Annotated in this window: 11 protein-coding genes; 10 read left to right on the top strand and 1 reads right to left on the bottom strand. The window is 48.6% G+C overall.

Annotated features, from left to right (window positions below):
• Positions 1-63: 63 nt before the first annotated feature.
• The 8 genes from CLV60_RS23460 (at position 64) to CLV60_RS23495 (ending at position 9239) form a co-directional block, all read left to right on the top strand.
• Positions 64-1014, top strand: a complete 951-nt coding sequence (locus CLV60_RS23460; RefSeq protein ID WP_106597818.1) for a glycosyltransferase family 2 protein — start codon at positions 64-66, stop codon at positions 1012-1014.
• Positions 1007-2443, top strand: coding sequence for a DUF6056 family protein (locus tag CLV60_RS23465; protein WP_106597819.1), 1437 nt, complete (start codon positions 1007-1009; stop codon positions 2441-2443). Before CLV60_RS23460 ends, CLV60_RS23465 begins: the two co-directional genes overlap by 8 nt.
• Positions 2427-4124: a hypothetical protein gene (locus CLV60_RS23470; RefSeq protein ID WP_106597820.1), complete on the top strand. Its 1698-nt coding sequence runs from the start codon at positions 2427-2429 to the stop codon at positions 4122-4124. Before CLV60_RS23465 ends, CLV60_RS23470 begins: the two co-directional genes overlap by 17 nt.
• Before the next feature lie 72 nt (positions 4125-4196).
• Positions 4197-5141, top strand: coding sequence for a glycosyltransferase family 2 protein (locus CLV60_RS23475; protein ID WP_106597821.1), 945 nt, complete (start codon positions 4197-4199; stop codon positions 5139-5141).
• A 4-nt stretch (positions 5142-5145) separates the two neighbouring features.
• Positions 5146-6615, top strand: coding sequence for an MBOAT family O-acyltransferase (locus CLV60_RS23480; RefSeq protein ID WP_106597822.1), 1470 nt, complete (start codon positions 5146-5148; stop codon positions 6613-6615).
• A 100-nt stretch (positions 6616-6715) separates the two neighbouring features.
• Entirely contained in the window at positions 6716-7096 is a 381-nt protein-coding gene (locus tag CLV60_RS23485; RefSeq protein ID WP_019942063.1) for a co-chaperone GroES, read from the top strand.
• A 182-nt stretch (positions 7097-7278) separates the two neighbouring features.
• A complete protein-coding gene (locus CLV60_RS23490) occupies positions 7279-8307 on the top strand; it encodes an aldo/keto reductase (RefSeq protein WP_106597823.1) in 1029 nt (342 codons plus the stop codon).
• Positions 8304-9239, top strand: a complete 936-nt coding sequence (locus CLV60_RS23495) for a polysaccharide deacetylase family protein (protein WP_106597824.1) — start codon at positions 8304-8306, stop codon at positions 9237-9239. The genes CLV60_RS23490 and CLV60_RS23495 overlap by 4 nt, the downstream gene beginning before the upstream one ends.
• A gap of 62 nt (positions 9240-9301) precedes the next feature.
• On the opposite strand, the gene CLV60_RS23500 is transcribed toward CLV60_RS23495, so the two are convergent.
• Positions 9302-9493: a cold-shock protein gene (locus tag CLV60_RS23500; protein WP_090386381.1), complete on the bottom strand. Its 192-nt coding sequence runs from the start codon at positions 9491-9493 to the stop codon at positions 9302-9304.
• A 114-nt stretch (positions 9494-9607) separates the two neighbouring features.
• Here CLV60_RS23500 and CLV60_RS23505 point away from each other — a divergent pair, with 114 nt between their 5' ends.
• Both CLV60_RS23505 and serA read left to right on the top strand, forming a co-directional pair.
• On the top strand, positions 9608-10591 hold the full coding sequence (locus CLV60_RS23505; protein ID WP_106597825.1) for a YheT family hydrolase: 984 nt from the start codon (positions 9608-9610) through the stop codon (positions 10589-10591).
• 225 nt (positions 10592-10816) lie between these two features.
• Positions 10817-12724 carry a phosphoglycerate dehydrogenase gene (gene serA / locus CLV60_RS23510; RefSeq protein ID WP_106597826.1) on the top strand — a complete coding sequence of 636 codons (1908 nt, stop codon included), beginning with the start codon at positions 10817-10819 and terminating at the stop codon, positions 12722-12724.
• The last annotated feature ends 70 nt before the right edge of the window (positions 12725-12794 follow it).

The raw sequence follows: 12794 nt of genomic DNA on the forward strand, positions 1-12794 counted from the left end.
CGGGAAGGGGCGCATATTAACTTATTACTACTATTTTTGTCGATTCAACCAACAGGGTGACATATGAATCCAGCTCGTTTACTTTTAGTCGTACCATGCTACAATGAGGAGGCAATCTTGTACCGGACGTATGCTAAATTAAACACCTACTACAACGGCATCAAGGAGCAGGGCCTCATTGCAGAGGACAGTCGCATTTGTCTTGTGAACGATGGCAGCCGGGATAAAACCTGGTCGATCATCGAAGACATTTGCAGCAAGGATTCCAATATCATCGGTGTCGGGCTTTCCCGGAATTTCGGTCACCAGAGCGCGATTATGGCCGGTTTGGAGCAGCATGTAAACGATTATGACTGCTTCATCACGATCGACGCCGACTTGCAGGACGATATCAACGCCATTACGGCTATGATCGAAAAGCACCGCGAAGGGGCGATGGTCGTGTATGGCGTGCGCGGCGACCGCAGTTCCGATAGCTGGTTCAAGCGGGTTACTGCTGAAGGCTTTTATGTGTTAATGCAAAAAATGGGCGTTCCGGTGGTGTTCAACCATGCCGATTTCCGTCTGATGGATCAACGGGTGCTCAAAGAGCTTGGAAACTTCCGCGAGATCAATATGTTCCTCCGGGGCATAGTACCGCTGATCGGTTTTAAAAACGAAAAGGTATTTTACAGCCGCCTGGAACGTGAGGCAGGCGAGACCAAATACCCGCTCAGTAAGATGTTGCTTTTCGCCTGGAACGGCATTACCTCGTTTTCAACCTTCCCGATGCGGCTGGTGCTGTATTTCGGGTTTATCAATTTCGCTATCGCGATGTTGATCGTGGTGTACATCCTTTTTTCGTATCTGATCGGTCACACGGTGGCGGGCTGGACATCCACGATGCTGCCACTCACATTTTTCAGCGGATTTAATATGATGGCGCTTGGCCTGATCGGGGAATATATCGGTAAGATTTATGAAGAAGTAAAAGGCCGTCCACGCTATATCATAGAGAAAATTGTCAATGAATAGATTTTATAGAAAATACCGGGTTGTCGGCAACTGGGCGAACATCCTCCTGATGCTGACCGTACTGGTGCCGCTGCTGGCGCTTTCGTACTTCAACCATCCGTCGCCGGCGGACGATTTCTGTTACATTTTTACAGTGTTTAAAATAGGCTGGTTCGAGGCCATGAAACTGTATTATACCGAATGGACAGGCCGCTATTTCGGTATATTCCTGAACCACACGAGTCCGTTGCTATTCCACTCGATCGCCGGTTTTAAAGTACTTCCGGTCATATTACTGCTTGGAATGGTGTTCGCATTGTACAGCCTGTTCCGGCACCTCACACCCACATTGTCGCGCTTGGCGCATTTGGGCTTTGCAGGCGTGGTTTTCTTCCTGTACATCCTTAAAATGATGAGTATTTCGGAGGCATTCTATTGGATGGCGGCATTTGTGACCTACACAGTTCCGAACATACTCACATTACTCTGGATCGTACTCGTGCTGCGGTGGTACCGTCAGGACACGCAGCCCGCTAAGCTGTTTGTGGGAGCGCTTTCCGGCTTTCTGATATTTGCCGTAATAGGAAGCAGTGAAACAAACCTGCTGATTATGGTATTGCTCGTGGGTGCCTGGCTTGCTTACCGCATACTTTTCAATCGAAAAGTGGATGCATTTATGATTTCGATGGCGGTGGTAACGGCGCTTTCCTGCTATTTCTATTTTGCATCGCCGGGTAATGCGGCGCGCATCGGTGGCAATCCGTTGGGCGGCAATATTCCGTTCTCGGTTGCTTCTTCCTTTAAAAAACTAGCTTATCTGGGTTTCGATTGGGTTTTCCGAACGCCGCTGATATTCTTCACGCTGGCATGGCTGTTCGTGCTTTCGCGGTTGTCGGAAGGGGCGCGCAACTACTTTTCGATTCCGGTCTGGTATGCGGTGCTGCTCTTTATCGGAGTGCTGTCGGCGCAATTGTTTCCTTCCTATTACGGGGTAGGTATCGAGCCTACGCCGCGAGTGATCAACTGCGTCTATTTCTTTTTCCTGATTGGCTGGTTCTATATCATCGGAGTGCTTTTTCATTATTTCAAAAAGAGAAAAATCACATTGCTAAATATGACCACCGTGCGGTATGGCATCGTTTGCGCGATATTGCTTGTGTCGGTAGCACTTTCGTTTGTTCGCAGCAGCAACGTCAAAATGATGTATACCGATCTGCTGAAAGGCAAAGCCGCTGCATTTGACAAGGAAATGTACCAGCGCTATGCGTTGATCAAGAGTTCGCAGGAAGCCATTTTGTACCTGCCGCCTGTCCGTTCGAAGCCGATGACGATTTTCCTCGACGACGACATTAAAACCGACCCTACCCACTGGTGGAATAAATGCACCGCGGGTTATTTTGGGAAGGAAGCCATTTACATGAAAGATACCGAAGGTGGACAACAGCAATAAAAGGCCGCTTTTCTTCCTGGTTGCGGCAGTACCCGTGGTATTGTGGGTGGGAGTGATCCTGTACTACTCGGTAAACCTGCCCTGGTACGACGATTTTGATCCGTTCCCTGACTTTCTGCATAAGTGGATCGCCGGCGATTCGTTTCCGGAACGCCTGAAATTGCTTTTTCAGCCCAACAACGAGCACCGGATGGTAGTGGGCAAGCTGGCGACGCTCGTTTACTATTGGGTTACCGGGCACCTCAATTTTACATTCCTGCATATTGCTGCGGCGCTTTTTACGTTGGGCACTTTGGCGGTGTTCTGGCGCGCGTTCAAGCGCTCCAACCTGAGCGCCTGGTATTTCCTGCCCGTGCCATTCCTGCTTTTCCAGCTTCAATACCATTTGATTTTTCTTTGGGCTATATGCGGTTGGCAGCATCAGCCAGTGGTGTTTTTTGTGGTATTATCCATGTTTTTACTGTCGGGCAAGCGCTTTACGGGTGCGTTGCTTGCAGGCGTGTGCGCCACGTATGCAATGAGCAGCGGAATTTTCGTATGGCCTGCGGGCGCGGCAGTGCTCTTGCTCCGGTCGCAATACAAGCAATTGATTGCCTGGGTTCTGGTGGGCGCTGTGGCAGTAGGTTTGTATTTCTACGGTATGTCGGCGCAGGGTAACGAGTCGAGTTTTGCTTTTTTTGCTAAGTATCCGCATTTATCAGTCCTGGGCTTCTTTACATTCCTCGGCGGCTTGTTCGACTTCTTTCCTGAAAAGGACATTGTTGTTCGTTCTGCATTACCGGTTTTGATGGCTTTTTCGGTCATGATCTGGGTGGTAATCTGGCTGTGGCGGCAGGTTACCCCGTGGCTCGCGCGTACATTCGGCTTTTTTAAAGGCGCCCCGGCTGTTGCCGAGAGCGAAAGTAGGGGTAATCTGAATGCATTTCTGCTCGGTATTTTGAGCTTTCTGCTGGTGGAGGCGCTGGTAATCGGATTGCTGCGTCCCCGGTTCGGCTTTTTTGTAATGATTGTCAGTAATTATAAAATCTATCCGGCTCTGTTCCTGGTTGTTACTTACCTGTCTTTTGTTGTTTCAACTCAAAATCAAAAGCTGCGCAAGCTTACATTGCGGGGAGCGGCATTGACGGGCCTCGTGATCTGGGCTGTATCCATTTACACATATTTGCCGGTTATTTCGGAGCGAAGGAAGTATTACACCGTAAATGGCTACAATCAGGAGCACAACGGTTTCGGATTGGGCCATGTACCTTATTCGGAAGGTGCCCGATATGTGGATAATGTAATGAAAAACCTGGTGAAAGCCGGTGTTTATGAATATCCGGCCGAAGGTAACGAGCTCGGCCGGCAGGTGAACGCACTCACGACGGCCTTCCCTGTCGAACGGCAGGTAACCGTCACGCATCGCGAAAAAGGCATTTATGTGAACGATCCGGAAGGCAGAATCTCTCCGTCGCGCTCGAATGGCGAGTATGCATTTGTGCGCAACGGGCAACGCCTGTATTTCTTTAAAATGGAGCCGCATAAATACACCGGCCGTAACTTTTTCAAGCAGTACGACAAGGGTTTTGACATTGAAATACCGCATTCTTCCCTGTTGCCCGGAACCTACGATCTGGGGATTGTGAACGTGGAAGGAGCCGCTCTTAAAGGTGGTGTTCTTGGAAAAGTGACAATACCTTAAATAACAGAATGTTTCGATAATAGACCGAAAGGTGTATTTTTGCCTCTATTGGTCATTGAAAAACTCAGCATATTGAAAACTCCTCAAATTTCAATCGTCGCGCCGCTATATAATGAATCTGAGACGCTTCCACTACTGGTACAGCGTATCAACGCGTTAATGGACGCCAGCCCACTTGCTATTGAAGTGGTTTTGATCGACGATGGGAGTAAGGATGATACGGCGCTCAAAATCAGGCAGGTGGCTTTGACGGACGAGCGATATCACGGTGTTTTTCTATCGCGCAACCATGGTCACCAGCTTGCATTGACCGCGGGCATTTCAGCAGCACGCGGCACGGAAGCGCTCTTTGTGATCGACGGTGATTTACAGGATCCGCCGGAGCTTTTGCCGGAATTTTACAAATTGTTGCAGGACGGGAACGATGTGGTGTACGCCATTCGCAAGAAGCGGAAAGAGGGGTTTGTGAAAAGAATGGGTTACCATTTGTTTTACCGGATTCTGCGCACCATTTCCTATGTAGATATCCCGCTCGATAGTGGTGATTTTGCATTGATCAGCCGAAGGGTAGTCGATGTTTTGAATAAAATGCCGGAGGAAAGTCGCTACCTGCGGGGAATGCGCTCCTGGATCGGCTTTAAGCAGGTCGGGTACGAGTACGAGCGCGACGCGCGCATTGCGGGGGAATCCAAATATACTTTCAAACAGCTTTTCAGGCTGGCTTACAACGGGATATTCAATTTCAGCGAGTTTCCGATCAAGTTTATGAGCCGGGTGGGCATGACGGCTATTGTGATTTCGTTGCTGTATTTCGCGACGGTGGTACTCAAAAAATTGTTTTTCGCCCATGTGATCGAAGGTTTTGCGGCCTTGCTGTTTGTCATCATCCTGTTCAGCGGGGTGCAATTGCTGGCACTGGGCATTATCGGAGAATATGTGCTCCGGATTTTCTTTCAATCCAAAAACCGGCCCCTGTTCATTATCAAAGAGGAAATAGTCAACCGGGAGTACATTTGACCTGATGGATTTTCATTCGATTCAATTTGCAGTTTTCTTTATAGTAGTCACGCTGGCGTATTTCAGTCTGTCGTGGACCGGCCGTTGGGTGCTTTTGCTGCTCACGAGCTGCTATTTCTATATGGTTTTCAAACCGGTGTTCATCCTGATCCTGTTTGGAACCATCGTTATCGACTACTTTGCCGGAATATGGATTGAGAAATCGCAGGAGCAAAAGCAGAAAAAGCTGCTGCTTGTTATCAGTCTGATCTCCAACATCGGTATTCTCGCATTCTTTAAATATTACGATTTCGTGCAGGATTCGGTGAATACCATCCTGGCCAACCTGCATTTGCGGCCGATGTTTCCCGCATTCACACGGATCGTGCCCGGCCCTATTGCAGAGTGGATGACGACCGGGAGCGGTAAGCTGCTCCTGCCTATCGGTTTGTCATTCCATACATTCCAGGCGATGAGCTACACCATCGAGGTGTACCGCGGCAACCAGAAGGCCGAAAGGCATTTTGGGATTTACGCATTGTATGTGATGTTTTACCCGCAGCTGGTTGCCGGCCCTATCGAGCGGCCGCAGAACATGCTTTTCCAATACCACTCGTTTTTTAAATACGATTTCGAGCAGGTGAAGGAAGGGCTGATGCAAATGGCGTTCGGTTTTTTCAAGAAAATGGTGATTGCCGACAGGCTGGTTATGCTGGTGGATGCGGCTTACGACAATCCGGCGGGGCACAACGGCTTAACGCTGATCGTAGCCACAGTTTTTTTCGCATTCCAGATTTACTGTGACTTTTCCGGCTATTCGGATATTGCCATCGGTGCGGCCCGCGTGATGGGTTTCACTTTGATGGACAACTTCAAAACGCCCTATATTTCCAAATCTATTTCAGAGTTCTGGGGCAGATGGCACATTTCGCTGTCGTCATGGTTTAAAGATTACCTATACATTCCCCTGGGCGGTAACCGGAAGGGAGAATGGGTCAAATACCGTAACCAGTTTATTGTGTTCCTCGTGAGCGGCCTCTGGCACGGTGCGAGCTGGAACTATGTAATCTGGGGTGCATTGCACGGAACTTACCAGGTGGCAGCGTCGCTTCGTGACAAGTGGCTGAAAAAGGCGGGCATCGAAATGCCGAAAAATGCATTCATGAATGTCCTGAATATGGTTTTGACATTCGCGCTGGTGACTATTACCTGGGTGTTCTTCCGCAATCATAAGGCGCCTGTGGGCCGTTCATTCCTGATTTTGGAGAAAATGGCGGGCTTTTCATTGTCGGACCCTTTGCAAACGCCCTTGAACCATGTGGAAATGTGGCTTTGCGTGTTCCTGATTATTTTCCTGATGATCAAGGAGCATTACTATCTGAAAATTCCTACGCGGAACACTACGGTATTCTTCCTGCTATTCCCGCTGATCCTGCTGGCGAACTACTTTTTGGGTGTCGTATCCGAAAACCAGTTCATTTACTTCCAGTTCTAAAAAGGGAAGAGATCGCCGCAAACAATTGCGCATATTTATTTGTTACCCAATTTTTGAAGGACTTCCTGACGTTCTTATTACCGATTAAGTATTTATTACCATGTACGAAGTAACATCCGATAATAGGCTTAAAAGCCTGATCGTAGTGGGCGACCGTGTTTTGATCCGCCCCAAAAGCCCCAGCGACCGCACCAATAGTGGCCTCTACCTGCCTCCGACGGTAACCGAGAAGGAACAAGTGCAAACCGGCTACGTGATCAAGGTGGGCCCTGGTTACCCGATTCCCGTGGCCGCGGAAGACGAGCCCTGGAAAGAGACCGAAGAAAAAGTGAAATATATGCCTTTGCAATCCAAGGAAGGCGACCTGGCTATTTATCTTCAACGCAACGCCATCGACCTCGAATACGACGGGCAGAAGTATGTGATTGTACCGCAGTCGTCGATATTGATGCTCGAACGTTCCGAAGATTTGTTTGAATAGTCTTACGTGGTCAAGTGTAGTCAAGTATTGTCATTGGTGGTCAGGGGTGGTCATTTATTGTAAAAAATTCTCTCTCAAATATCATTACCACCTCTGGCAATACTTGACTATCAATGACAACACCTGACTACACCTGACCACACTTGACTTGACAGAATCGTCACACATAACAGCAGCAACGCATGAAATACAACTTCCTAGGTAGCACCGGCGTACTCGTTTCTGAACTTTGTTTTGGGACGATGACTTTTGGTGGCGATGGTTATTTTGAAGTCATTGGAAAAGTACAGCAGGATGAAGCGACCGCATTGGTAAAAACGGCGCTGGATGCCGGGATCAACTTTTTTGATACCGCCAACGTGTATTCCTATGGTAAATCCGAGGAGATACTGGGGGAGTCGTTCAGGAAGCTGGGTGTGAAACGCAGCGATGTTTTTATCGCCACCAAAGCGCGGGGCCGGATGGCGCCGGGTGCGAATCAGGTAGGGCTGTCGCGGTTGCACATAATGGACTCGGTGAATGAAAGCCTGGCCCGGCTGGGTTCCGATCATATTGATCTGTTTTACATTCATGGGGTTGATGTGGAAACTTCACTGGAAGAAACCATGCGTGGCTTGGAAGATGTCGTGCGCTCGGGCAAGGTGCGTTACCTGGGCGTGAGCAACCACGCGGCGTGGCAGATTATGAAGGCCAACGGCATTGCAGAGAAAAATGGCTGGACGAAATTTGTTGCTTGCCAGCATTACTACACCATCGCGGGCCGCGACCTGGAACGAGAGCTGATCCCGATGATGAAAGACCAGAACCTGGGATTAATGCCCTGGAGCCCGCTCGCGGGCGGTTTTTTGTCCGGAAAATATACGCGTAACAGCGAATCTACTGGCGAAAACCGCCGTGATAATTTCGATTTTCCCCCGGTAGACAAAGAGAAAGCTTACGACATTATTGATGTTATCCAGCCCATTGCGCAAGCGCACGGGGTTTCGGTGGCGCAGATTGCATTGGCGTGGCTGCTTCATCAAAAGCCTGTGACAAGCGTGATCATCGGCGCCAAAAAGCCGGAGCAACTGGTTGACAATATCGCTGCTACCAGCGTAGTACTGGCCGCCGAAGAGCTGGATCAATTGAACACAATCAGTGCATTGAAATCCGAGTATCCGCAATGGATGATCGAACGGCAAGCGCGCGAACGCATTCCCGGTAAGCCATGAGAAAGTACGCCTTGGCCACCCTCGCATGTGTATGGGCGTTATGTGCTCATGCGCAGGAACGCAGCGTATCCATCACCATCGACGACGTTCCGAATGTGCAGTTGTATGCGGCGGACGGTAATTCATCCCGTTTGTTAACGAAGCTGGATTCCCTGAATCTGCCGGTGGCGATTTTTATCAATGAAGGACATTTGAAACAGAATCCTGCTTTTGAGCAAAACAAAAAGCTGCTTCAAAGCTGGATTGTAAAGCCCTACATGACAGTGGGCAATCACAGCTATTCACATCCGAACTACGGGGAGATTGGTTTTGCGGCATTTAGCGAAGATGTTTTAAAAGGGGAGGAGTTGACGAGGAAAATGGCGGAGAAGGCCGGTAAAGAACTGGAATATTTCCGTTTTCCTTTCAATGGAATGGGTAAGGACAGTGTGGAGCAGGTGAAAATGCAGGCTTTCCTGCGTGAGCATCATTATGTTTCAACGCCATATACCGTTGAAAGTGAGGATTGGCTTTCTTCGCAGCTTTACGAAAAGGCATTGCAGGAGGGAAATAGGGAGGAAGCACGGCAGATTGGTAGTCGTTATGTGGAACACAGTCTGAGGCTTTTCGACCATTTTGAGAAGGTGGTTCCCGCGGAGTTCGGAAAGCCGGTAAAGCAGATTTACCTATGCCACGACAATCGGCTCAATACGGATTATCTTCCGGTTTTGATACAAAAGCTGAGAGAAAAGGATTACCGGTTCATCAGCCTGGCGAATGCATTGTCAGATCCTGCTTACAGCCGGCCAGTGTATTATCACGGAAATTTTGGTTTCTCGTGGGTTTATCGCTGGATAAAGGATGCAGACAAGCGCCGCGCCCTGATGCGTTCAGAACCCGTAGACGCGGAAACGCAGAAGGCTTATGAGGAACTGACGAAAAGCAAAAAATAGGGCATTAAAAAAGCACGCCTTGGAGAGGCGCGCTTTCGAAATGTCTTTATTATGAACTAACCTTAGATAACGCGTACGTTAACTGCGTTTAGGCCTTTTCTTCCATTTTCTACTTCGTAAGACACTTTGTCGTTTTCACGGATATCGTCCTGAAGACCTGAAACATGAACGAAAATGTCTTTCTCTCCTGATGATGGTTGAATGAATCCGTATCCTTTTGATTCATTGAAAAACTTAACTGTACCTTCTGCCATTAGAATTGATCTTATTATTTGTAAAGACCAAATTTAGACATAAAAAGCAGATATACAACATTAAACTTTCTTTACCTTAGAATTATTCCAATATATCTGAATGCGTTTCACATCATGCCGCTAGTCCATTATAAATCAAGAATATCCCCTTACTGGCTTCCAAACGGACATTTTCAGAGTATTTACCCTGCGCTCTTCCGGCAGATAAATGGTATAAAATATTTTCGTGAAAAAATTGTAACTCCCGATGATGACTTCCTGAATCTGGACTGGTCGTATGCCGAAAACGAGGGTCCGAGACCTCTGGTGATCCTCTCTCACGGACTCGAAGGCGACACCACACGGCAGTACATAACGGGGATGGTTAAACTCCTGAACCGGCACGGATTCGATTGCCTGGCCTGGAACTTCCGGAGCTGCGGCGGTGAGATGAATCAGACGGCCCGGTTTTACCACAGCGGCGCTACCGAAGACCTGGACGCGGTCGTGCGGTATGCATTCAAGAAAGGTTATACCGATGTGCGGCTGGCAGGTTTTAGCTTAGGTGGAAACCTTACGTTGAAATACCTCGGCGAACAAGGCGTCACTATTGATCACCGCATTAAAAATGCGATCGTGTTCAGCGTGCCGATGGACCTCAAAGCATGCAGTCTGTCGATCATTGAGCCTCGTAACCAGATCTATATGCGCCGCTTTTTGAATACATTAAAACCCAAAGTGGTGGAAAAGGCGCGCTTCTTCCCCGAAAAAATCAGTCTGGATGACCATCAACTTGTGAGGACGCTGTATGATTTTGACGACATCTACACGGCGAAGCTGCACGGTTTCAAAGGCGCCGACCATTATTATACCGAATGCAGCTCGAAATTTTTCGTCGGGCAGATCGCGATACCAACGATCATTGTAAATGCCGAAAATGACCCGATCGTGCCATTCGAAAGCTTGCCTCTTGAACTACTGCGGTCGCATTCCAATGTGACTTTGCTGGCTACGAAGGACGGTGGCCACTGCGGTTTCCGCCCGGCACGCCTCACAGACGAGTTCTACTGGTCGGAAAAATACGCCCTTCAGTTCCTGACCAAACTTGACAACCTGTGACTATCCTTGACCACACTTGACTATTTAATGACCACCCCTGACTAATTCCACGAAGCCGCCCACATTCGCGGAGACTTCACCGAGTAAGAAAACTGTTCCAAACATTATTTTGTTAGCAACATATACCAATAGATTTTGGTAATTTTGTGGCCTGTTTCAAACAGGTCGGACCCTTAGCGATTAAAATTCCGTTAACTCGATCATTTTTCAGTTATTCCCCGTTTCATGTCCACATTAACTCTCAATCCAGCACCGTACATTATCATTGATTTCGACAGCACGTTCACGAAAGTGGAAGGGCTCGACGAATTGGCCGCGATCGCCCTCAAAGGCCATCCGGAGCGTGATCAGATTGTTCAGAAGATTTCTGATCTGACCAACAAGGGTATGAATGGCGAAATGTCGTTTGCGGATGGTCTGCGCCAGCGAATCGCCTTACTGAAAGCTAGCCGTTCGCATATTGAAGAACTGGTTTCCTTTTTGAGAACCAAGGTTTCGGATTCGTTCAAGCGCAATACGCAGTTTCTGACGGAGAATGCGGAGCAGATTTTTATCGTTTCCAGCGGATTTAAGGAGTTTATCGTTCCCGTGGCTACCGAGCTCGGCATCCTGGCTGATCATGTGTATGCCAACGAGTTCGTGTTTGATGAGGAAGGCAATATCATAGGGATCGACGAGGAGAACGTATTGTCGATGGACGGTGGAAAGATCAAAATCCTTTCCGCACTGAACCTGTCGGGCGACGTGTACGCGATCGGTGATGGCTATACGGACTATGAATTGAAAGCATCCGGCCTTGCCAATCGTTTTTATGCATTTACTGAAAACGTGGAACGCCCGAAAGTAACGGCGGTAGCGGATCATATCGCTACATCGTTCGACGATTTTCTTTTTGATAATAAATTCAGCAGAAGCCAGTCTTATCCTAAGAGCCGTATCAAGGTATTGCTTCTTGAAAACGTGCACCCTGTCGCACGTAAGGCATTTGAGGAAGAAGGCTTCAATGTGGAATTCGTGAAGGGCGCCCTCGACGAGGACGAACTGTGCGAGCGTATCAAGGACGTATCCATTATCGGTATCCGTTCTAAAACGACCATTACCAAGCGTGTTCTTGAAAACGCGAACCGCCTGATGGCGATCGGTGCGTTTTGTATCGGTACCAACCAGATCGACCTCGACGAGGCTGCTAAAAAGGGTATCGCGGTGTTCAATGCACCTTACAGCAATACCCGTTCGGTAGTGGAGCTGGCGGTGGGTGAAATGATCCTGCTGATCCGTAATATCGTCGGCAAGAGCAACCAGCTGCACAAGGGTATCTGGGATAAATCTGCGAACGGCAGCTTTGAAGTACGCGGTAAGAAACTGGGTATGGTGGGCTACGGAAGCATCGGTACCCAGCTGTCGGTTGTGGCCGAGGCATTGGGTATGGAAGTGTATTTCTACGATACAGTGGAAAAACTGTCGATTGGAAATGCTAAAAAGGTGAACACCCTGGAAGAACTTCTTTCGATTTCCGATGTGCTGAGCTTGCACGTGGACGGTCGTAAGGAAAACACCAACATGATCGGTAAACGCGAGTTTGACCTGATGAAAGACGGTGTGATATTCCTGAACCTCTCACGCGGGCACGTGGTCGACATTAAGGCTTTGGCCGAAGCTGTGAAAAGCGGCAAAGTGGCTGGCGCAGGTGTGGATGTGTTCCCGAAAGAGCCGAAAACCAACGATGAAATGTTCGAAAGCGAGCTGCTGGGGTTGCCGAACGTGATCCTGACACCGCATATCGGTGGTAGCACCGAGGAGGCGCAGGAAAATATCGGCCACTTCGTGCCTTCCAAATTGCTGGAATTCATGAACAACGGTAGCTCATATGGCAGCGTGAACTTCCCCGAGGTACAACTGCCGAAGCTCAAAGACTCGCACCGCCTGTTGCACATCCACGCGAATGTACCGGGTGTGCTGGCGAAACTGAACCAGATTTTTGCTAAAAACAATATCAACATCACCGGCCAGTATCTCAAAACCAATGAGCATATCGGCTATGTGATCGTGGATATTGCCAAAGATTATACAGAAGAATTTATCCAGGAAGTGAAAGAGGTAGAAGGAACGATCCGTTTCCGGATGTTATACTAAAAAGTGATTCGAATGGTCAGCCGTTGAAAGCTGACCATTTGAATTTCAGGACGGTTCTCCACCTATTCAT

The organism is Dyadobacter jiangsuensis (assembly GCF_003014695.1).
Lineage (GTDB): Bacteria > Bacteroidota > Bacteroidia > Cytophagales > Spirosomataceae > Dyadobacter > Dyadobacter jiangsuensis.